The sequence below is a fragment of the Halomonas sp. OfavH-34-E genome (genome assembly GCF_024124525.1).
Taxonomy (GTDB): domain Bacteria; phylum Pseudomonadota; class Gammaproteobacteria; order Pseudomonadales; family Halomonadaceae; genus Halomonas; species Halomonas litopenaei.
Window position 1 is genome coordinate 1 of record NZ_JAMXRY010000071.1, and the last position, 19,544, is coordinate 19,544.

A 19,544-nucleotide genomic window follows, 5' to 3' on the forward strand; every position below is an offset into this window, starting at 1 on the left:
AGCGCGAGGCGGCCGAGCGTGAAGCACGTCGCCAGGCCCGTCGTCAGGCCGCCACCCGGCGCGGCCAGGAGCGTGACGCAAGCAGCGCCAAGGATAGCTCAGCCGACACCAAGGGAACCGCCAGCGTCGCGGACGTGCGTGGCCTACGCATCGCCCAGGCAGCCGCCAAGGCCGCGGCACGCAAGGCTGAGAAGGCGCTGGAGCGCGCCGCCCAGCAGCAGCAATCGGCGGATGTCCTCGCCGACCTCGAGACTCAACTGGATACCGCCAGACAGCACCTCGCCGCCGCCGATGCTCGGCTCAAGGCCGCCCGTCAGGAGGAAACCCGGCCATGAGCCACCTTCACCGCCACACCAGCGCAGACAGCGCTCGTCGTGGACACGACAGCGCTACCTTGATGCGTCGGGTGACGCTGGCCTGCCTGCCCGGACTCATCACCCAGAGCTGGTTCTTCGGCCTTGGCGTCGTCACCAACGTCATCACCGCAGCGGCCTGCTGTGTGCTGATCGAGGCGATGATGCTGGTGGCGCGTCGGCGGCCCGTCTCGCCGACCATCGCTGATGGCAGCGCCCTGTTGACCGGGGTGCTACTGGGTGCGGCGCTGCCGACGGGCACCAGCCTGTGGCTGATCCTGATCGGCTCGCTTGCCGCCGTGGCGGTGGCCAAGCACCTTTACGGCGGACTCGGCCAAAACCTGTTCAACCCCGCCATGGTGGGCTACGCCCTGCTGCTGGTGTCCTTCCCCACCCAGATGAGCCTGTGGCCCGCACCCTCGGGGCTATTCGGCCCCGACGCCGTCGAGCCCTCGACCTGGCTGGCACGCTGGCTGGGCCAGCACCCAGCAGCCGCACTGGATGCGCTGAGCGGTGCCACACCGCTGGACGCCTACCGCCATCGCGCCGCAGACGCCAGCCTCGCCGAGCTAGTGGCACCAGCGGCGCTGGAGACCTGGCGCAACGTCGCCCTGGCCTGGCTGGCCGGAGGTCTTTACCTGCTCTACCGCCGGCTGATCGACTGGCGCCTGCCGCTGTCCATGCTCGCCTCCATGGCCTTGCTCGCCTGGCTGTTCGATCAACTGTCGGCCAGCGGCGGAGTCGGCTTCCACCTGCTCGGGGGCGCGGCCATGTTCGGCGCCTTCTTTATCGTCACCGACCCGGTCAGTGCCGCCAGCGGTCGTCGTGCACGCCTGGCTTATGGTGCCGGCATCGGCGCCCTGACGATGATCATCCGTGCCTACGGCGGCTACCCTGACGCCGTGGCCTTCGCCGTGCTGCTGATGAACCTGGCCGCCCCCCTGCTCGACCAGCTGGTGCCCGACCGGTCATCGAATGCTCGAGCCACCCGGAGGCACAACGATGACGGTTAGCCAGCGACACCGCCCTGGTCAAGAACGCTGATGGACGACCGCCTCACTTGGAAAGCACTGATAGACTGCGCTGATGAATAGCCCTGATAGCAACACGTCGGCTCCGCGAACACTGGCCGTGAAACTTGCCCTGTTCGCCCTGGTGACCCTGGGTGCGGTCAGCCTGACCCAGGCGCTCAGCGAGGGGCGTATCGAGGCCAATCGCCAGGCCCACCAGGACGCCCTACTGCAAAGCCTGGCGCCTCAGGGCACCGCCAGGCTGGTGCCGGCGCCGGCCGGTGACCAAGGCTGGCAGGCGCTGGACGAAAGCGGCACGCTGCTCGCCACCCTGCAACCCTCTTCAGCGCTCGGCTACGCAGGCCCCGTCGAGGTGCTGGTGGCACTGACACCGCAGCGGCGTGTCACGGCAGTGCGCGTCGTCGATCACCGCGAGACGCCGGGGCTTGGCGACGCCATCGAGCGCCGCAAGGGCCCCTGGATCGATCAGTTCGAAGGCCTCGCGCGCCACCAGCTGGACCTGGCCCCGCAGGGCGCCATCGAAGCCCTGACCGGTGCCACCATCACCTCTCACGCCGTCATCCAGGCGGTGAACGAAGCGATGATGACTGCCGGGTCGCCGCGTGATACGCCAGACGCCAGTAACCAGGAGCCCAGCCCATGACCCGCAGCGACGCTCGCGACATCGCCATCAAGGGGCTGTGGAGCAACAATCCCGCCCTGGTCCAGTTGCTCGGCCTGTGTCCGCTACTGGCCGTCACCGGCAGTGTGGTCAATGGCCTGGGGCTCGGGATCGCCACCCTGGGGGTGATGCTCGGCGCCAGCGCCTCGGCCTCGGCGCTGCGCCACCAGGTACGCCCTGAGGTACGCCTGCCGGCCTTCGTGTTGATCATCGCTGCCTTCGTGACCTGCGTCGAACTGGCCATGGCGGCGCTGGCCTACGAGCTCTACCAGGTGCTCGGCATCTTCCTGCCGCTGATCGTCACCAATTGCGCCATCCTGGCTCGGGTCGAGGCCTTTGCCTCCCGCCAACCGCTCAAGCCGGCCCTGTTCGACGCCCTGATGAACGGCCTCGGCTTCTCTCTGGTGCTGGTGTTGATCGGGGGTATCCGCGAACTGCTGGGGCAAGGCACCCTGTTCGCCGGCATGGACCTGCTGCTGGGCGACGCAGCCGGTGATTGGACACTGCACCTGCCGGGTGATGGCGGCATGCTGTTTCTGGTGCTGCCGCCAGGCGCCTTTCTGGTCACCGGGCTGCTGATCGCCGCCAAGAACGCCATCGACGACGCCGTGAAGCGCCGCCGCCCGGCGCCGACCCGGACGCCCGGGGACGAACGCCGGGTGCGGGTTACCGGAGTCGTGCGCTGAAGATCCGCCCGGCCTGGCCCGCTGTCGATTCAGCCCCTGGCTTGCCAACCAAAGAGACGAGCATGAACGCTGCCAAACGCCACGAGATCTTTACCCGCCTGCGGACCCACAATCCCGAGCCGACCACCGAGCTCAACTGGAGCACACCGTTTGAACTGCTGGCCGCGGTACTGCTGTCGGCGCAGGCCACCGACGTCGGCGTCAACAAGGCCACCGCTCGCCTGTTCCCCGTGGCCAACACACCCCAGGCGATCATCGATATCGGGATCGACGCGCTCAAGGAACACATCAAGACCATCGGCCTTTTCAACACCAAGGCCGAAAACCTGATGAAGACCTGCCATCTGCTGATCGAGCGCCATGGCGGCGAGGTGCCGGCCACCCGTCCGGCGCTGGAGGCCCTGCCCGGGGTCGGACGCAAGACCGCCAACGTGATACTCAACACCGCCTTCGGCCAGCCCACCATCGCCGTGGACACCCACATCTTCCGGGTCTCCAACCGCACCGGCATCGCCAAGGGCAAGAACGTGGTGGAGGTCGAGGAACGGCTGGTGCGCCACGTCCCCCGCGAGTTTCGCCAGGACGCCCACCACTGGTTGATCCTCCATGGCCGCTATACCTGCGTAGCGCGCAAGCCTCGCTGCGGCAGCTGTGTCATCGAGGATCTGTGCGAGTTCAAGGACAAGACCGACATCTAGACCTTGCATGGGCCGCGACTGCACCCAGCGACGGTTTTCGCCCGTCCTGGCCCCCAGCACCACAGACGAAAGCGCTCGCCGGCAACAGCGCCATCACCAAGGATGCGTGCCGGAAGCCGGAAGCCGGAAGCCGGAAGCCAGGCAAATTACGCCAAAGTTCAAGCGCAGCCGGCGGCCAGACGCGTTAGCCTGAGGGCCCAAGTCTCAACATGAGCGGTTAACGATGCAGGAAGTGCTACAGCAACTCTGGATTCCGCTGGCCATGGCCGTGAGCTTTGGCGCCTTCACCGGCTCGCTGTTCCGGCTAAGTGGCCGCCCGGGCTCCGAGCGGCCACTGATGTTCCCGGTGCTTGGCCTGCTCGGCGGCCTGACCGCCTTCATGATCCACCAGGTGCTGGTGTGGACGGTGGGCGCGCCGACCTGGCTGTTACCGATCCTGGTGGTGCTCCAGGTCTGGCTGTGGCTCGGGCCGCTGGGTCCGAAGATCCCCCGCCGGGAACAGGACCCACGAGAATGATCGTCTCCCCGTCAGACTGGCGACCACAAGAGGCGCCCCTGCCATAGCAGGGGCGCCTCTTTGTTGGCCAATACTGTCCGACGAACAGTGCCTGAACGTTAGAACGTCACCGAGCGCAGGCATAATTCCAGGCTTTCTACGAAAAGTCGGCGAGCGCAGGCACTCTTCATGCAAGCCCTATTGGCGAGTGGACGGGCACGGCGCCCCACAGGGCGCACAGGCGCTGGCGTCACGCTGGTTCAGCGAGGTGCGAGCGTGGCCGTCGCCCATGTTGAAGGCGAAGGTGGGACTGGCCAGGTGGTCGGCCATGATCAATACCAGAATCGCCAGCAACAGACCGATGACGCGGCTTCGATGATAGGCGGCTTTCATGGGAATCACCTTGAACAATGGATCAGTGGGTCGGTCGATCAGTTGGGCAGCCGGAACCAGGGGCGCAGGCGAATCCCCACCAGCGAACCGACGAAGGCGCAGGCGAACCACACCCAGGCGTGCAGGCTGCCCGAGGCCAGTCCCGAAAACAGCGCGCCGATATTGCAGCCGAAGCCCAGCCGGGCACCGTAGCCCAGCAGCAGGCCGCCGATGATCGCCGCCAGGAACTGACGTCCCTCGATGGGCTTGCGACTGGCTTCATTGAAGCGATTGGCCAGACCCGCCGCCAGCATGGCACCCAGCAGCAGACCGAAGTTCATCACCGAGGTGATGTTCACCAGCACCGAATCGGCCAGCGCCATGGCCGGGTAGTCCCAGGTCCAGAACTCGAACTGACTCATGTCCACGCCGATGGCCTGCAACGCCTTGGCGCCCCAAAGATTGAAGGCGAAGGTGATGCCCCAGGGCGCCCCGCCGATGGCCAGGGTCAGGGTGTTGCCGATCGCCAGCACCAGGATCGCCCAGACGAAGGGCCAGCGTCCCTGCACCAGGGTGCGCAGCACCCCGCCTTCGGCAGGTGCCAGGCGCAGCTCGGAGCGCTCCAGCGAACCATGGGCGCGGCGTTCCACGCGATTGACCCACAGCATCACCAGCGCCAGTCCCGCCCACTGTACCGCGATGGCGCCGATGACCCCGACACTGTCGATCAGGCTGACAGGATCCAGGCTCGGCAGGTCGAGCCACCACGGCAGGTGGATCGAACCGACCACCGCACCGATGATGAAGAACGCAAGTGTCACCAGCATGCGCAGGTTGCCGGCGCCGACGGTAAACAGCGTGCCTGAGCCACAGCCTCCACCGAGCTGCATGCCCAGGCCGAACACGAAGGAGCCCACCACCAGCGAGGTGCCGATGGGCGCCACCGCCCCCACCATGCCGGGCTCTCCGCTGCCGAGCAGCGGAATCATCAGCGCAGAGGTCAGTGCAAACAGGATCAACTGGGCACGCATGCCGGCGCCGCGACGCTTGGTGACCAGGTTGCGCCAGCCGGCGGTAAAGCCAAAGGCCCCATGGTAGAGCGCCATCCCCAGCGCGATACCGACGCCGAACAGCGCCACCAGGAAAGGAGCGGTCTCGAGCCACACCAGCCCGCCCAGGATCAGCATCCCGGCCAGGGCCACGCCGACGACGAAACGATCGACAGGAAGGCGGCCCTGGACGGGGGCCGCAGCGGAAGTCTGTGTCATGGTAGTGATCTACTCGTGATGAGAGGGCCACGCCGGCGACCCGGGGTCGGCGGCGTGGCGATAGCGTCAAACCCTGCCATCCAGCAACAGGTCCGGCACGGACGCAGAAGCGAGGCAACGATAACGTAGCAAAGGCGCAGCAATTGCGCGAAATCGACGCTTTAACAAGGCGCCAACCGGAGCCTCAGGGCAGCCGGAGCCTCAGAGCGATCAGTCGTCACCAAGGCCCAGGGCGTCGAGCACCTTGCCCAGTCCCTGCTTGGCCACCGCCAACGGGCGTGACTCGTCCTGGGTCCACTCGGCCATGGAGCCGTCATACAGTGCCACATTGTCGAAGCCGGCGATTTCGCTGAGCACGAACCAGTCGGTGGCGGCCCAGTGGCCGGTGTTGCAGAAGGCCACGGTCTTGGCGCTGGCGTCCAGCTCGGCCGCCTGTATCCGCGAGGTCACCTGGGCGGTGTCCAGACGCCAGGCGCCGCCATCGTTGGCCAGCAGGCTCTGGTGAGGCAGGTTCAAGGCACCCGGGATGGTGCCGGGGGCCGCCGCCGCCGGCGACTGATTGTCCCCCTTGAAGTAATCCTCGGGGCGAGCGTCGACCAGCTGCCCCTGGGACTCCCGTGCGGCCTCGACCTCTTCAGTGGTGGCCAGCAGTGACTCGTCCAGGGCGCCCTCGAAGCGCACCGGGTCGGGATATTCGACGGGGCCACTGACGACCTCCAGCCCCTGTTCCTTCCAGCCCGCAAAGCCACCGTCGAGGATCGCCACCTGGTCATGGCTGAGTACCTTGAAGGTCCAGTAGACCCGTGCCGCGCTGCCGAAGTCGGTGGCACCCGTGCCCGCCGGCACCAGCACCACGGTATCGTCGTTGTCGATACCGAGCCCACCGATCAGCCGCTGTAGACTCGACACCGGCGGCATCACCCCGGTGACGCCGTCACGGCTCTCGCGCCAGCCGTCTTCGGTATAGCTCGAGTACAGGCTGCCCGGGATATGGGCGTCTTCGAAGCTCGAGCGATCGCCGCCATTGTCGATGCTGGAGCGAATGTCCAGCACCACCAGATTATCGTTGTCCAGATGCTCGCTCAGCCAGGCGGGGCTGACCAGCGGATCGACCTCAAGCGCCTGGGCGGAGCCTGCCACCAGCAAGGCACCGGCAAATGTCAGGGACCTCAGCATGATCTTGACCTCCTAGGTGGGTGTTGACGCCCATTATCCCGCTCGGAGCAGCAAACTCAATATGCTTGCAATGAATAATAATTTTCATGCTCATAACTAGCCGACATGAATATTCGCTCCAGCGAATGCCGAGCAACGCAGCAGGCGCAATGCCTTGTCATGCAAGGCGCTTGGTAGCACACCCCTCGTGCACGCGCCTCGTGCACGCCCCTACTGTCACGCTCCTCATGCAAGGTCCTTCCCAGACGGTCTTTCCCACAAGGTCCTTCCCAGACGGTCCTTCGGCCATACCCACAGGATCCTTTCTGCCAGGCGATACGCGAGCGGCCTTCCCCACCAGGTTACAGCGACAGTTCGCCTCCCCGTTCGACGGCGCGGACATAGCCGGGCCGTTGGCGACAGCGCTCGACAAAGGCGCCAAGCTGCGGGTGGTCGCCCAGCTGGCCACGACCTTCCAGCGCCAGCAGCGGGAAGCTCATCTGTATGTCGGCGGCACTGAAGCGCTCGCCCGCGAACCATTCTCGCCCTTCCAGGCTGTGCTCCCAGAAGTCCATCAGACGGCGGATCTCCGGCCCCAGATACTGCTTGCGCACGCCCTCGGCAAAGAGCCGGCCCAGCGGCCGCATCAGCGCCGGCACCGGCGGTTTGCCGAGTCGGCTGAACACCAGATTCATGACCAGTGGCGGCATGGCCGAGGCCTCGGCGTGGTGCATCCAGAACACGAAGTCGGTGGTGTCGGCCCTTGACGGCTCGGGCCACAGTCGATGCTCGGTATCGAAGCGCCTGAGCAGGTAGTCGATGATGGCGCCGCTCTCCGCCACCACGCGGCTACCTGCGTCTTCATCGGTGATCACCGGGGACTTGCCCAGCGGGTGCACCTGCTTGAGTGCGGCGGGTGCCAGCATGGTCTTCTGATCTCTGGCGTACTGGCGGATCTCGTAGTCCACGCCCAGCTCTTCCAGCAGCCAGACGATACGCAGCGAACGCGAATTTTCCAGATGGTGCACGACGATCATGGGGCTCTCCTTGGAACGAGTCATGCCTTGAGGCGGGTCTTTCCCTGAGACAGGCAATGGCCTGAAGTGTGGCTCTCCCCGACATGGGCCGGGGCGTGTTGGATGGGCTGACGGGCGCGGCGACGACCTGCATGAAACAACCGCCCCACAGACACAAACGGCGCCCCGGAGGGCGCCGTTGTCGCGGTGAGCAATCAGCGCGGTTCGAACATCTCGTCGCCGACTTCATCGATGTAGCGTTCGGCCTTCTGCCGCATCAGGGCGTCACAGGCTTCGCGTCCCGGCACCAGGTCAGAACGCTCGAACCGATGCTCCAGGGTCTCGCCGCCCTCGATGGGCTTGCGGATGACACCGCTGACGCGGAACTGACCGCCCTGCTCCTCGGGTTGCGAGATGATCAGGTAACCACGGTACTCGACCGCTTCGGCCTCGGGCGCGGCCCGGGACGACGACTTGCCGTCCCCCTTGAACAGCGCTCCGAACAGTTGCTTCAGCATGGGAACTCCTTTGGCCTGTCGCGCGACGTTACCACTCAGTCCTGACGACGCCCCTTGCCGGCAGCGATGCGCAGACGCAGGGCGTTGAGCTTGATGAAGCCTTCGGCGTCCTTCTGGTCGTAGGCGCCCTGGTCATCCTCGAAGGTGGCGATGGACTCGTCGAACAGCGACTCGTCGGAGCGGCGACCGGCGACGATGGCGTTGCCCTTGTAGAGCTTCATGCGCACCACACCGGAGACGTTCTTCTGGGTCTCGTCGATGGCCGCCTGCAGCATGCGGCGCTCGGGGCTCCACCAGTAGCCGTTGTAGATCACCTCGGCGTACTTCGGCATCAGCTCGTCTTTCAGGTGGGCCTCTTCGCGGTCGAGGGTCAGCGACTCGATGGCGCGGTGAGCACGCAGCATGATGGTGCCCCCGGGTGTCTCGTAGCAGCCGCGGGACTTCATGCCGACGTAGCGGTTCTCGACGATGTCGAGACGGCCGATACCATTGTCGCCACCCAGCTTGTTGAGCTTCTCGAGTACTTCGTGGGGCTTCATCGGCTCGCCGTCGATGGCCACGATGTCACCCTTGTCGAAGGTCAGCTCGACGTAGGTCGGGGTATCGGGAGCGGCCTCCGGCGACACGCTCCAGCGCCACATGTCTTCCTCGGCCTCGGCCCAGGGATCCTCGAGGATGCCGCCCTCGTAGGAGATATGCAGCAGGTTGGCGTCCATGGAGTACGGCGACTTCTTCTTCTTGCTGAAGTCCACCGGAATATCGTGCTGCTGGCAGTAGGCCATCAGCTTCTCGCGGGAGTTGAGATCCCACTCGCGCCACGGGGCGATCACCTTGACGCCGGGCTTGAGCGCATAGCCGCCAAGCTCGAAACGCACCTGATCGTTGCCCTTGCCGGTGGCGCCGTGAGAAATCGCGTCGGCACCGGTCTGGTTGGCGATCTCGATCAGGCGGCGGGCGATCAGCGGACGGGCGATGGAGGTGCCCAGCAGGTACTCGCCCTCGTAGATGGTGTTGGCGCGGAACATCGGATACACGTAGTCGCGCACGAATTCTTCGCGCAGGTCCTCGATGTAGATTTCCTTGACGCCGAGGGCCTCGGCCTTGGCACGGGCAGGCTCGACTTCCTCGCCCTGACCGATGTCAGCGGTGAAGGTCACCACCTCGCAGTCGTACGTTTCCTGCAACCACTTGACGATGACGGATGTGTCCAGTCCGCCGGAATAGGCGAGCACGACCTTCTTTACATCGGACATGCTAGGGGCTCCTTCTTGTAACCAACCATGGTGTGACCAACGCATTCGCGGCGCGAATAACGCCCGAAGAGCGCCGATTATAGCGTGCATCTGGGGTGCCGAATACCGGCCACGGGACGCCGCTGCCCCAAACTGCTAGACTTTCGCCGTTTCGGCCTGCCAACAGCAGGCCCCCTGACCCCACACGGCCCGACTAAGGAGAGGTGCATGAGCGAGCTGATCGCCCGCGAACTCATGGCGCAACGTTTTCGCAGTTTTCTGCCGGTGGTGGTGGATATCGAGACCGGCGGCTTCAACCCGGAATCCGACGCCCTGCTGGAGATCGCCGCCGTCACCCTGACCATGGACCCGGAGGGCAACCTGTTGCCCGACGCCACCTTCGCCTACCACATCGAACCCTTTGCCGGTGCCAATGTGGAGCAGGCAGCGCTGGATTTCACCGGCATCCGCCTCGATGACCCGCTGCGCAAGCAGGTGGCGGTCAGCGAGTCCGAGGCGCTTGGCGAGATATTTCGACCGGTGCGCAAGGCGATCAAGGCCCACGGCTGTACCAGAGCCATCCTGGTGGGTCATAACGCCGCCTTCGACCACGGCTTTCTCAACGCCGCGGTCAATCGCTGCGAGATCAAGCGCAACCCCTTCCACCCCTTCTCGAGCTTCGACACCGCCTCGCTTGCCGGCCTGGTCTACGGCCAGACCGTGCTCGCCCGAGCCTGTCGCGCCGCCGGCATCGAGTTCGACAACAACGCCGCGCACTCGGCCCGCTACGACACCGAGCGCACCGCCGAGCTGTTCTGCGCCATGGTCAATCGCTACAAGGACCTGGGAGGATGGCGGCTGGCCCAGCAGGAACAGGGCATGGAAGAGGATTGATCCCCTTCGGTCGCTAAAGTCTCAAGACGATAAAGGCCCCGATGGTCGATGACCATCGGGGCCTTTATCGTAGTTGCGAAGCTTTCGCGGCAGCCGGTCGACGCGGTCCCGCCGGACAACGATTTATGGAGAGGCGTTGGCCTGGCGGGCGCAGGGCCACCAACAGCGCTCTTTAGTCGGCAGCGCCTTCCTCGTTCTGGCGGGCACGCTCGGCGGCCTGCTTGACCAGCGGCTCGAGTTCGCCGTTGTTGTGCATCTCGACGACGATGTCGCAGCCGCCGACCAGCTCGCCTTCCACCCACAGCTGCGGGAAGGTCGGCCAGTTGGCCACCTTGGGCAGCTCCGCGCGGATGTCGGGGTTGTCCAGCACGTTGACGAAGGCAAAGCGCTCGCCACAGGCCATCAGCGCCTGCACGGTCTGGGCGGAGAAGCCGCACTGCGGCAGCTGCGGAGACCCCTTCATGTAGATCAGGATGGGATTTTCGCTGATCTGGCGCTGAATATTCTCGACGGTGGTACTCATCACGGCTCCTCGTTGAAACGGGCTTGGCTTGCTCGCCCTTGCTAAGTGACGCAGACCGGGACAATGGGGGCATTCCGCCCCATTTTCAATGCGGCCCCGGCGGACTACCTCGCAGGAGGCAATACCCGATGGCCACACTCGGCCTTTGCATGGCCGCATTGTACGGCCCGGCGGCGCGTTGCGCATCCCCTCGGGGCTGGCTAGGATGGTCGTTTTTTACCTCGTTGGAGAGATGCCATGGCCACCCGCCACTTCCTGACCCTACTGGACCTGAGCCAGGATGAACTGCGCTACCTCATCCAGCGCGCCATCACCATCAAGAACGGCCTCAAGGCCCACGGCCCGACCTACACGCCGTTCACCAACCGCACCCTGGCGATGATCTTCGAGAAATCCTCGACCCGTACCCGGGTGTCCTTCGAGACCGCCATGGCCCAGTTTGGCGGGCACGCGCTGTTTCTGTCACCGCGCGACACCCAGCTGGGGCGCGGCGAGCCCATCGGTGACACCGCACGGGTGCTCTCGGAGATGGTCGATGCGGTGATGATCCGGACCTTTTCCCACCAGGGTCTCGAGGAATTCGCCGCCGCCAGTGACGTGCCGGTGATCAACGCCCTGACCGACGACTACCATCCGTGCCAGCTGCTGGCCGATGTCATGACCTGGACCGAGCTTCGCGGCAGCGTCAAGGGCCGCACCGCGGTGTGGATCGGCGACGGCAACAACATGTGCCACTCCTGGATCAACGCCGCACGCCAGTTCGACTTCAAGCTGCGTATCTGCTGCCCCGAGGGCTACGACCCCCGCGAGGATATCCTGGCCGCCGCCGGTGATCGGGTGGTGATCGAGCGCGACCCGATGACCGCCGTGGCCGGCGCCGACCTCGTCACCACCGACGTCTGGGCCTCCATGGGCCAGGAGGAAGAGCAGGCTCGTCGCGAGGCGGACTTTGCCGGTTTCCAGGTCACCGAAGCGATGCTCGACGCCGCCGCCAAGGACGTGCTGTTCCTGCATTGCCTGCCGGCCCACCGTGGGGAGGAAATCAGCGAGACCCTGCTCGACGATCCCCGCGCGGTCGTCTGGCAGGAAGCCGGCAACCGCCTGCACGCCCAGAAGGCGCTGCTGGAGTTCTTGATGCTGGGTCAGGTCAACGGCTGAGATCCTGGTCGACGCACTTATAGACTTTGGTCTAATTCGACGATTGTCGTATACTGGTCCCATCTTCTTTTTCGGGATGGGACCATGGCCCTCACCGCTGATCACAACGACACCGCCCAGCGCATCGACCTCACCGCCTTCATCGAGGATCTCTACCGCGATGGCGAGGTGCTGGAGGCGATCACCCAGCCCAGTCGCGGGCTCAGCGCCGAGCGGCTCGATTCTCTGACCCGCTCACGGTCCCAGGCCTCGCGTCTGCGCCGCCTATTGCGCCAGGCGCTGGTGGCCCACAATAGCCAGGGGCGGCTGGTGCTCACCACCACCGGACGTGAACTGGCCTTTGATCTATATGGTGTCGGCGCCGCCGACCTTCACGCCAGCGCCTGAGGTCTCCTGAGGTCTAAAGCGAGCGAGCGACCGACGCTGCTGTCTGGGTGTCGCCAGCCATCAACAGCCAGGCGGTAAATAGCCCGGCGGTCTCCTGACACCAGCCAGATATGCCAAGGGCGCCCAGCGGGCGCCCTTGGTGCTTCTGCTATCGATTGTTGCCACTCTTCGTTTTTACCATTAGCGGCTCTTGCCAATATCCGTTGTGACCCCTGGCCTTTTCCAGCGGCGGTCGTTGTTACCTACGGCCTATGCAAACGGCAGTCTGCAACTTGGCAGCCCGCCACTGCGTCGCCGGTGAAGGCCCCCTCGATCAGGCCGCCGCGTCGGTATCTGCAGCCCCCTTCGTCCAGGCGTGGCGCTTGAAGGCGTCGTCGATGGGCGTGTCCGCCAGGTGATTCACGTAGTTCGACAGAATCTTCTGGCTCACCCCCAGCACGATATCCAGCAGCTGCTGCCGGCTGAAGCCCGCCTCGAGGAAGTGCTCCACCACGGCCGGATCCGGACGTCCGCGATCACGCACGATGGCCAGCGTGGTCTGGCGCAGCAGTTCCAGACGATCATCTTCCAGCGGCTGCTGGTCGCGCAGCGCCTGGGTGATGGCGGGGTCCACCTTCATCATGCCGGCCACCGCCGTGTGCACGGCCACACAGTACTCGCAATCATGCTCGACGTTGATCGCCTGCCAAACCACCGTCTTCTCGGCGGCATCGAAACTCGAGGCGAGAAACAGCTCATGCAGTCGCTGGTAGGCCTCCAGCACGCCCGGCGCTTCGGCCATCACGCTATACAGGGCCGGGATCATGCCCATCTCCTTCTGCGCCTTCTCGAGCAGGGGGCGGCTTTTTTCGGGGGCGCTGGACAGATCGTGCTGAGTAAAGTCGGTCATGGGTCTCTATTCCAATACAGAGGTGAAGGGATACGTCGATGAACGTGCTACTTGGTGGCGCTCGTTGCCGAATCCTTTCCTCGCACTCTCCCTACCCTCCTCATCACGCCTGTTCTGGCACAGATTGGCAGCGACACCAAGGATGTCGCATGACGTCAACAAAACGACGGTTGGTGCCAAGTGACAGGCCGTCATCTTCGCCACACTGCGCCCATTCACGACGAGGAGAGCATCATGAACCGCAACGTCATTCTGACCTGCGCCGTGACCGGCGCCGGCGACACCACCGCCAAGAGCGACAAGGTTCCGGTCACCCCCGAGCAGATCGCCAACGACTGCATCGAGGCCGCCAAGGCCGGCGCCAGCATCGCCCACATCCACGTGCGCGACCCCGAGACCGGTGGCGTCAGCCACTCGCTGGATCACTTCCGCGAGGTGATGGAGCGGGTGCGCGAGGCCGACACCGACATCGTCATGAACATCACCGCCGGCGGTGGAGGGGACTGGATTCCGGACAGCCAGGATCCGACCCGTGGCGGCCCCGGCACCGACATCCAGACCCCGGCCCAGCGCCATGAGCCGGTGGGCGAGCTGCTGCCTGAGCTGTGCACCCTGGACTGCGGCAGCCTCAACTTTGGCGACATGATCTACGTCAACTCCGCCGACTGGCTGCGTGAACACGCCCGCCTGGTGCAGGCCGCCGGGGTCAAGCCTGAGCTCGAGTGCTTCGACCTGGGCCATGTATGGTTCGCCCGCCAGCTCCAGGCCGAAGGCCTGATCGACGGTGACCCGCTCTACCAGCTGTGCCTGGGCATCCCCTGGGGCGCCGAGGCCGACACCGAGACCATGCTGGCCATGCGCAACAAGCTGCCGACCAACGCCAACTGGGCGGCCTTCGGCATCGGTCGCCACCAGATGCCCATGGCCGCCCAGGCGGTACTGCTCGGCGGCCACGCCCGCGTCGGCCTCGAGGACAACCTCTACCTGGAAAAGGGAGTACTGGCCTCCAACGCCCAGCTGGTCGAGAAAGCCGGTCGGATGATCAACCACCTTGGCGCCAACGTGATGACCCCGGCCGAAACCCGCAAGTTCCTCAAGCTGCGCGACCCGTCCACCGGTCAGATCGCCGGCGACAGCGCTGGAGGTGATGCATGAAACAGCTATCCGTCATCGGTACCGGCGTCATCGGCAACGGCTGGATCGCTCGAGCCCTGGCCAACGGCTGGCGTGTTGCCGCCTTTGACCCCGACCCCAAGGCCGAGGCACGCACCCGTGCCTTCGTCGACAATGCCTGGCCGTCACTGGAAAAACGCGGCCTGGCCGAGGGCGCAAGCCCCGACAACCTGCGCTTTGCGACGTCGCTGGAAGCCGCGGTGGACGGCGCCGACCTGATCCAGGAAAACGTGCCCGAGCGCCTCGAGCTCAAGCGCAGCATCCTGGCCCAGATCGACGCCGCGGCGCCGCCTGAGGTGCTGATCGGCTCCTCGACCTCGGGCTTCAAGCCCAGCGACCTGCAACAGGGCTGTCAGCACGCGCCCGGCCGGGTCATCGTCGCCCATCCCTTCAATCCGGTGTATCTGCTGCCGCTGGTCGAGCTGGTCGGCGGCGAGGCCACCCAGGCCGAGCACACCGAGCGGGCCCAGGCGCTGTACCAGGCACTCGACATGCGCCCGCTGGTGGTGCATCGCGAGATCGAAGGGCATATCGCCGATCGCCTGATGGAGGCGCTGTGGCGGGAGGCCCTGCACCTGGTCAACGACGGTGTCGCCACCACCGAAGAGATCGACGCCGCCGTGGTCTACGGCTGCGGCCTGCGCTGGTCACTGATGGGCACCTTCCTGACCTTCCATCTGGCCGGCGGCGATCAGGGCATGCGCCACATGCTGGAACAGTTCGGCCCCGCCCTGAAGCTGCCCTGGACCAAGCTCGAGGCCCCGGAGCTGACCGACGAGCTGATCGATCGGGTGGTCGAGGGCTGCGAGCACCAGGCCGCGGGTCGCAGCGTGTCCGAGCTGGATCGCCGTCGTGACGACTTTCTGGTCGAGCTGCTCGGGCTGGTCCAGAAGTACTGGCCGGAGGCGGAAGGCCTCGAGGGGCGCATCTGATGGCGCTGCTCGACACCGACGTCAAGCCTGACTGGGTCGACTACAACGGCCATATGAACGACGCCGAGTACGCCAGGGTGTTTTCCCTGGCGGTCGACACCCTGATGGAGCGCATCGGCCTCGACGAGGCCGGGCGCCACCGGCACGGCTACACCCTCTACACCCTGGAGACCCACCTGCGCTACCTGCGCGAGGCCCACCAGGGGCAGCCCCTTCAGGTCGAGGTCACGCTGGTCGATCGTGACGCCAAGCGCCTGCATCTGTGGTTCGAGCTGCACAGCGGCGAACAGCTGCTGGCCACCAGCGAACAGATGTTGATGGGCATCGACCTCGACAGCGGTCGACCGGGACCTTTCCCCGAGGCGGTGGACACCGCCATCGCTGCGCTGCCGGTCATCTCATCGCCCGCTCCCGAGGGACTCGGGCGGCGTATCGGCATCGTCCGACGCTGACGGCGCCATCAGCGCAGATTCGGCCAGGGAACACCAGACCATGACCATCGATGACTTCGCCGAACGTTTCCAGGCCGGGCTCGACGCCATGGCGACGATGCCGATGAACCAGGCGAGGCGCCACTACGACGAGCTCTGCGCCAGCTTCGCCGGCCCCGTACCGGCCACGATCGCCGTCACCGACGAGGTCATCGACGGCGTCGGCGTGCGCCGCTATCGGCCGCACCTCGGCGCCGAAGGCGTGGTGCTCTACGCCCACGGTGGCGGCTTCACCATCGGTTCGATAGAGAGCCACCAGGGTGTCGCCGCCGGTCTTGCCCAGGCCCTCGGGCGAGAGGTCGTCAGCCTGAACTACCGGCTGATGCCCGAGGCGTGCTATCTCGCGCTGCTCAACGACGTCGAGGTGGTCCGTCGGCGGCTTGCGCCGGTTGCCCTGGTCGGCGACAGCGCCGGTGCCCGGCTGGTGCTGGACGCCGCCAGGCGTGCTGCCGACGACAGCCCCCTGGGCCTGGTCTACCCGCTGCTCGGCACGCCAAGCGACACAAGCCTCGGACCGGACGCGCCGCTGCTCAGCCGTCAGGACGTGTTGGCAGCCTGGTCAATGATCGCCGAACAGGCTCGCCGGATCGGCGACGACCTGCCCGCCAGCCGGGCCATCGAGTGCCTGGCCGTGGAGCATGACCCGCTGACGCCCCCCTTGCTGGCAACACTGGATGAATGGCGCCGCTGCCACCACCAGATCGGTGTGCATATGGCCGAGGGCATGTTGCACGGCGCCCTGCACGCGCGCTCGTCACTGCCTGCCATGGAGGCTGCCTGGCGAGCATTCTGCCGTGCGCTTGCCGCACATCTTGACTAGAGTCTTTTCTCTAAACGCCTTGTTTTTCAAGTGCTTGAATCGACTAACCGGCACATTTTCGTCGTCTTTACCCTGCCCAACCGAGGACACCGCCGACCGCCCGCCCCTCCAAAACGACAACGAGACGCCAATGAACCAGAACATCACCACTTCGGTCGCCACCGTGGCCACCGTCATCGCCCTGATCTCCTTTGCCGCCCTCGCCCCAGGCCCCTTCCAGACGCTGCTTGACGCCATCAAGGTCAACGTCATCGGCAACTTCGGTTTCATCTTCACCTACCCGGCCTTCGCCGCCTCCATCGTCTTTACCGTGCTGATGTTCACCCCCCTGGGGCGGCTCCGGTTCGGCCAGGGAGATCCCGAATTCTCCACCCTGGCCTGGCTCGGCATGCTGTTCGCCACCGGCATGGGCATCGGCCTGGTGACCTGGGGCGTGCTGGAACCGCGCTACCACGTCGATGCCGGCCACAGCACCGACCAGGCCCTGCTGTACGCCTTCAACCACTGGGGCCTGCTGGCCTGGGCCGGCTATCTGGCGATCGGCGTGATCTTCGCTCACGCCATGTACAACCTGAACATCGACAAGCCCGCCGAGACGCTGCTTGGTGGCGGCTTTCTCAGCAAGCTCAACCTGGTCAGCCTGGTGGTGTCTACCGTCATCGGCCTGTCGCTGACCTTCTCCTACGCCACCGATCCGCTCAAACAGAGCCTCGAGCAGTTCTTCGGCATCGACGCCAGCCCCACCCTGATCATACTGGTGCTGTCGCTGTTCGCGATCGCCTCCAGCGCCTCGGGGCTCCAGCGTGGCATCAAGTGGCTGAGCAACTACAACACGCTGTTCGCCCTGTTTCTGATGGTCAGCGTCTTCGTGCTGACCTCACCGCTGGACATCCTCGGCACCTTCACCCGACTGTTGCCGGAATACCTGGTGAAGTACCCGGCGATGGCGACCGATATCGGCCTCGGCGATCCCGAGCACAAGGCCTGGCTGGCGGACTGGCTGTACGCCTTCGAAGCCGCCTGGTACGGCTGGTTTGTGTTCACCGGCGTATTCATCGCGCGTATCTCGAAGGGCCGCACCCTGCGCCAGCTGGTACTGGGGGTGATGCTGGTGCCGAGTCTGTTCTCCTGCCTGTGGTTTACCACCTTCGGCCTCGGCGGACTCGAGACCGGCTCCGAGGACGTCTTCGCCCTGATGGCGACCCTCGACAGCCATGGCGTGCTGTCGGCCGTCCTGGCGCTCAACATCCTGCTGTTCTTCGTCACCAGCGCCGACTCGGCGGGACTGGTCTGCGAGATGCTGACGGTGCGCCGCTCACGAGCCTTCTGGATCGTTGCCATGGCCGCCCTGGCGGTGGTGATCAACTGGCTGGAAGGCGACATCTTCAAGGTCATTCTGACCCTGATCTCGGTCGCCGCCGTGCCTGTCGCCTTCGGAATCTTCGCCCTGGTCGCCGCCTTCCTGGTGCGCATCCGAGGCAGACACGATGATCTGAGCGACAGGCAGGGCCAGGACTCCTGAGCCGCATTGTCGAGTGCCACCCCAACGACCAACGCAGACAGGGCCTGTAAACAGGCCCTGTCTGCGTCATGACCAGGTGTGGTTGGCGGACTTACGTCCAGGGGCCAGCGTCGGCAGACGCCGGCCCCTTCACGCTAGCTCTGGGATGCTAGCTCAAGGGCAGTTCCATCAGAACTTGCCCAATTCGGCCTCCAGCGGGAACATCGCCGCCGACAGCTCGCCTACCGTCATCACCGGAGACTCCGGCGCCTTGGCCGTCGGCCAGGCCTCGAGCAGCCCGTCGTAGCCCTCGACCAGGGCATCGTAGGCACCCGCCTGACGGAACATGTCGGCGTGGCGCTCCAGCGACTCCCGGGCGGTCAGCACAAAGCCACGACCGTCCTGATACTCGACCACGTTCTTGAACTCGCCGTCATCCACGGCTTCTTCGTACTCGTGCAGCGCGGTCTTCAACAGCGCCAGCTGGACCTTGGCCTGAAAGCCCGCATCCTGCTCGAGGCCATCGTCGACGTCGGCCATGGCCGAGAGGATGGTCTCGCGAAGCGATGCGTAATCCTGTTCGACCTCGCTCCAGTCACCGCCCTGCTGCACCTTACCGGAGAAGGCTTCCAGCTCAGTATCGAAAGCGTCAATGCCACGGCTTTCCAGCGCAGGCGCGATGCCGGGGTACACCTCGTGGTAGGGATGACCAAAGTGGGGGTAGGACGCGGTCTTGGCCCCCTCGGTGTAGAGCTCCTTGGCGACCTCAAGGTGGCCGAGCATCAGCGCGAGCTCAGTGGTGTAGACGCCAGGGTTGGCCGCGTCGACGTGGCCACCTTCGCCGCCTTCGCCACCTTCGCCGCCTTCGCCACCTTCACCGCCTTCACCGCCTTCACCGCCTTCACCGCCTTCACCGCCTTCACCGCCTTCACCGCCTTCGCCGCCTTCACCACCTTCGCCGCCTTCACCGCCTTCACCGCCTTCGCCACCTTCACCACCGGAAGACGCCGTCAGATAGGCAAAGACCGCATAGGGATCGCTGGCGAGGGAGGCACTTTCACCGCCTTCGCCGCCTTCGCCGCCGTGGCCGTGCTCGCCACCTTCACCGCCTTCGCCGCCGTGGCCCTTCTCGCCACCTTCGCCACCTTCGCCACCGTGGCCGGCCTCGCCACCTTCACCACCTTCACCGCCGTCACCGCCTTCACCGCCTTCACCACCTTCACCACCTTCACCGCCTTCGCCACCTTCACCACCTTCGCCGGACTCACCACCTTCGCCCCCTTCCCCATC

23 protein-coding genes and 1 pseudogene are annotated in these 19,544 nt (G+C 65.5%); 15 read left to right on the forward strand and 9 right to left on the reverse strand.

All coding sequences use genetic code 11. The features are described from left to right. From NH448_RS21300 to NH448_RS21325, 6 genes and pseudogenes are all read left to right on the forward strand, one after another. Positions 1-335 (forward strand): annotated as a pseudogene (locus NH448_RS21300) (electron transport complex subunit RsxC); the annotation flags it as partial. Next, positions 332-1,366: an RnfABCDGE type electron transport complex subunit D gene (locus NH448_RS21305; RefSeq protein ID WP_052704526.1), complete on the forward strand. Its 1,035-nt coding sequence runs from the start codon at positions 332-334 to the stop codon at positions 1,364-1,366. The pseudogene NH448_RS21300 and the gene NH448_RS21305, both read left to right, overlap by 4 nt. 118 nt (positions 1,367-1,484) lie before the next feature. Then, positions 1,485-2,027: an RnfABCDGE type electron transport complex subunit G gene (locus tag NH448_RS21310; RefSeq protein WP_045994781.1), complete on the forward strand. Its 543-nt coding sequence runs from the start codon at positions 1,485-1,487 to the stop codon at positions 2,025-2,027. After that, positions 2,024-2,731, forward strand: coding sequence for an electron transport complex subunit E (locus NH448_RS21315; RefSeq protein ID WP_045994782.1), 708 nt, complete (start codon positions 2,024-2,026; stop codon positions 2,729-2,731). Before NH448_RS21310 ends, NH448_RS21315 begins: the two co-directional genes overlap by 4 nt. Before the next feature lie 62 nt (positions 2,732-2,793). Beyond that, positions 2,794-3,429 (forward strand): endonuclease III, encoded by a 636-nt coding sequence (nth, locus tag NH448_RS21320; RefSeq protein ID WP_045994783.1) that lies wholly within the window; start codon positions 2,794-2,796, stop codon positions 3,427-3,429. A gap of 223 nt (positions 3,430-3,652) precedes the next feature. Then, the gene (locus NH448_RS21325) at positions 3,653-3,946 is read left to right on the forward strand and encodes a hypothetical protein (RefSeq protein WP_045994784.1); all 294 of its coding nucleotides are present in this window, start codon (positions 3,653-3,655) and stop codon (positions 3,944-3,946) included. Positions 3,947-4,123: 177 nt separating this feature from the next. Here NH448_RS21325 and NH448_RS21330 read toward each other — a convergent pair whose 3' ends face one another. The 6 genes from NH448_RS21330 to NH448_RS21355 form a co-directional block, all read right to left on the reverse strand. Further along, entirely contained in the window at positions 4,124-4,318 is a 195-nt protein-coding gene (locus NH448_RS21330) for a hypothetical protein (RefSeq protein WP_045994785.1), read from the reverse strand. Between the two features lie 38 nt (positions 4,319-4,356). Then, complete coding sequence (locus tag NH448_RS21335) at positions 4,357-5,565, reverse strand: YeeE/YedE family protein (RefSeq protein ID WP_045994786.1); 1,209 nt, start codon at positions 5,563-5,565, stop codon at positions 4,357-4,359. A 210-nt stretch (positions 5,566-5,775) separates the two neighbouring features. Continuing rightward, positions 5,776-6,741, reverse strand: coding sequence for a sulfurtransferase (locus NH448_RS21340; protein ID WP_045994787.1), 966 nt, complete (start codon positions 6,739-6,741; stop codon positions 5,776-5,778). 341 nt (positions 6,742-7,082) lie between these two features. Further along, positions 7,083-7,757, reverse strand: coding sequence for a glutathione S-transferase (locus NH448_RS21345; RefSeq protein WP_045994788.1), 675 nt, complete (start codon positions 7,755-7,757; stop codon positions 7,083-7,085). 194 nt (positions 7,758-7,951) lie between these two features. After that, positions 7,952-8,254, reverse strand: a complete 303-nt coding sequence (locus tag NH448_RS21350; RefSeq protein WP_045994789.1) for an HlyU family transcriptional regulator — start codon at positions 8,252-8,254, stop codon at positions 7,952-7,954. A gap of 35 nt (positions 8,255-8,289) precedes the next feature. Next, positions 8,290-9,507 carry an argininosuccinate synthase gene (locus NH448_RS21355; protein WP_045994790.1) on the reverse strand — a complete coding sequence of 406 codons (1,218 nt, stop codon included), beginning with the start codon at positions 9,505-9,507 and terminating at the stop codon, positions 8,290-8,292. A 207-nt stretch (positions 9,508-9,714) separates the two neighbouring features. Here NH448_RS21355 and rnt point away from each other — a divergent pair, with 207 nt between their 5' ends. Continuing rightward, on the forward strand, positions 9,715-10,380 hold the full coding sequence (rnt, locus tag NH448_RS21360; RefSeq protein ID WP_045994791.1) for a ribonuclease T: 666 nt from the start codon (positions 9,715-9,717) through the stop codon (positions 10,378-10,380). Positions 10,381-10,552: 172 nt separating this feature from the next. Here the strand turns inward: rnt and grxD are convergent, their stop codons facing one another. Then, on the reverse strand, positions 10,553-10,903 hold the full coding sequence (grxD, locus tag NH448_RS21365; RefSeq protein WP_045994792.1) for a Grx4 family monothiol glutaredoxin: 351 nt from the start codon (positions 10,901-10,903) through the stop codon (positions 10,553-10,555). Between the two features lie 237 nt (positions 10,904-11,140). On the opposite strand from grxD, the gene argF reads away from it, so the two are divergent. Then, on the forward strand, positions 11,141-12,061 hold the full coding sequence (argF, locus tag NH448_RS21370; RefSeq protein WP_045994793.1) for an ornithine carbamoyltransferase: 921 nt from the start codon (positions 11,141-11,143) through the stop codon (positions 12,059-12,061). 84 nt (positions 12,062-12,145) lie between these two features. Next, positions 12,146-12,448 carry a hypothetical protein gene (locus tag NH448_RS21375; protein ID WP_045994794.1) on the forward strand — a complete coding sequence of 101 codons (303 nt, stop codon included), beginning with the start codon at positions 12,146-12,148 and terminating at the stop codon, positions 12,446-12,448. A 313-nt stretch (positions 12,449-12,761) separates the two neighbouring features. On the opposite strand, the gene NH448_RS21380 is transcribed toward NH448_RS21375, so the two are convergent. Continuing rightward, positions 12,762-13,337, reverse strand: coding sequence for a carboxymuconolactone decarboxylase family protein (locus NH448_RS21380; RefSeq protein WP_045994795.1), 576 nt, complete (start codon positions 13,335-13,337; stop codon positions 12,762-12,764). A gap of 234 nt (positions 13,338-13,571) precedes the next feature. On the opposite strand from NH448_RS21380, the gene NH448_RS21385 reads away from it, so the two are divergent. The 5 genes from NH448_RS21385 (at position 13,572) to NH448_RS21405 (ending at position 18,275) form a co-directional block, all read left to right on the forward strand. Then, entirely contained in the window at positions 13,572-14,492 is a 921-nt protein-coding gene (locus NH448_RS21385; RefSeq protein WP_108133355.1) for a 3-keto-5-aminohexanoate cleavage protein, read from the forward strand. Then, on the forward strand, positions 14,489-15,442 hold the full coding sequence (locus NH448_RS21390; RefSeq protein ID WP_045994797.1) for an L-carnitine dehydrogenase: 954 nt from the start codon (positions 14,489-14,491) through the stop codon (positions 15,440-15,442). Before NH448_RS21385 ends, NH448_RS21390 begins: the two co-directional genes overlap by 4 nt. Further along, entirely contained in the window at positions 15,442-15,894 is a 453-nt protein-coding gene (locus tag NH448_RS21395; RefSeq protein ID WP_045994798.1) for a thioesterase family protein, read from the forward strand. Before NH448_RS21390 ends, NH448_RS21395 begins: the two co-directional genes overlap by 1 nt. A 40-nt stretch (positions 15,895-15,934) precedes the next feature. Beyond that, the gene (locus NH448_RS21400) at positions 15,935-16,753 is read left to right on the forward strand and encodes an alpha/beta hydrolase (RefSeq protein ID WP_045994799.1); all 819 of its coding nucleotides are present in this window, start codon (positions 15,935-15,937) and stop codon (positions 16,751-16,753) included. A 130-nt stretch (positions 16,754-16,883) separates the two neighbouring features. Continuing rightward, entirely contained in the window at positions 16,884-18,275 is a 1,392-nt protein-coding gene (locus tag NH448_RS21405; RefSeq protein ID WP_045994800.1) for a BCCT family transporter, read from the forward strand. A 168-nt stretch (positions 18,276-18,443) separates the two neighbouring features. Here NH448_RS21405 and NH448_RS21410 read toward each other — a convergent pair whose 3' ends face one another. Continuing rightward, on the reverse strand, positions 18,444-19,037 hold the full coding sequence (locus NH448_RS21410; RefSeq protein ID WP_052704527.1) for a hypothetical protein: 594 nt from the start codon (positions 19,035-19,037) through the stop codon (positions 18,444-18,446). On the opposite strand from NH448_RS21410, the gene NH448_RS21415 reads away from it, so the two are divergent. Then, on the forward strand, positions 19,026-19,544 hold a 519-nt coding region (locus NH448_RS21415; protein ID WP_253029407.1), incomplete at its 3' end, for a hypothetical protein. The two genes, NH448_RS21410 and NH448_RS21415, sit on opposite strands and share 12 nt — an antisense overlap.

Bases quoted from the DNA above. Each gene is read 5' to 3' on its own strand.
- NH448_RS21305 (WP_052704526.1), top strand. From the start codon at position 332: ATGAGCCACCTTCACCGCCACACCAGCGCAGACAGCGCTCGTCGTGGA.
- NH448_RS21315 (WP_045994782.1), top strand. From the start codon at position 2,024: ATGACCCGCAGCGACGCTCGCGACATCGCCATCAAGGGGCTGTGGAGC.
- nth (WP_045994783.1), top strand. From the start codon at position 2,794: ATGAACGCTGCCAAACGCCACGAGATCTTTACCCGCCTGCGGACCCAC.
- NH448_RS21325 (WP_045994784.1), top strand. From the start codon at position 3,653: ATGCAGGAAGTGCTACAGCAACTCTGGATTCCGCTGGCCATGGCCGTG.
- NH448_RS21330 (WP_045994785.1), bottom strand. From the start codon at position 4,318: ATGAAAGCCGCCTATCATCGAAGCCGCGTCATCGGTCTGTTGCTGGCG.
- NH448_RS21335 (WP_045994786.1), bottom strand. From the start codon at position 5,565: ATGACACAGACTTCCGCTGCGGCCCCCGTCCAGGGCCGCCTTCCTGTC.
- NH448_RS21340 (WP_045994787.1), bottom strand. From the start codon at position 6,741: ATGCTGAGGTCCCTGACATTTGCCGGTGCCTTGCTGGTGGCAGGCTCC.
- NH448_RS21345 (WP_045994788.1), bottom strand. From the start codon at position 7,757: ATGATCGTCGTGCACCATCTGGAAAATTCGCGTTCGCTGCGTATCGTC.
- NH448_RS21350 (WP_045994789.1), bottom strand. From the start codon at position 8,254: ATGCTGAAGCAACTGTTCGGAGCGCTGTTCAAGGGGGACGGCAAGTCG.
- NH448_RS21355 (WP_045994790.1), bottom strand. From the start codon at position 9,507: ATGTCCGATGTAAAGAAGGTCGTGCTCGCCTATTCCGGCGGACTGGAC.
- rnt (WP_045994791.1), top strand. From the start codon at position 9,715: ATGAGCGAGCTGATCGCCCGCGAACTCATGGCGCAACGTTTTCGCAGT.
- grxD (WP_045994792.1), bottom strand. From the start codon at position 10,903: ATGAGTACCACCGTCGAGAATATTCAGCGCCAGATCAGCGAAAATCCC.
- argF (WP_045994793.1), top strand. From the start codon at position 11,141: ATGGCCACCCGCCACTTCCTGACCCTACTGGACCTGAGCCAGGATGAA.
- NH448_RS21375 (WP_045994794.1), top strand. From the start codon at position 12,146: ATGGCCCTCACCGCTGATCACAACGACACCGCCCAGCGCATCGACCTC.
- NH448_RS21380 (WP_045994795.1), bottom strand. From the start codon at position 13,337: ATGACCGACTTTACTCAGCACGATCTGTCCAGCGCCCCCGAAAAAAGC.
- NH448_RS21385 (WP_108133355.1), top strand. From the start codon at position 13,572: ATGAACCGCAACGTCATTCTGACCTGCGCCGTGACCGGCGCCGGCGAC.
- NH448_RS21390 (WP_045994797.1), top strand. From the start codon at position 14,489: ATGAAACAGCTATCCGTCATCGGTACCGGCGTCATCGGCAACGGCTGG.
- NH448_RS21395 (WP_045994798.1), top strand. From the start codon at position 15,442: ATGGCGCTGCTCGACACCGACGTCAAGCCTGACTGGGTCGACTACAAC.
- NH448_RS21400 (WP_045994799.1), top strand. From the start codon at position 15,935: ATGACCATCGATGACTTCGCCGAACGTTTCCAGGCCGGGCTCGACGCC.
- NH448_RS21405 (WP_045994800.1), top strand. From the start codon at position 16,884: ATGAACCAGAACATCACCACTTCGGTCGCCACCGTGGCCACCGTCATC.
- NH448_RS21410 (WP_052704527.1), bottom strand. From the start codon at position 19,037: ATGCTCGGCCACCTTGAGGTCGCCAAGGAGCTCTACACCGAGGGGGCC.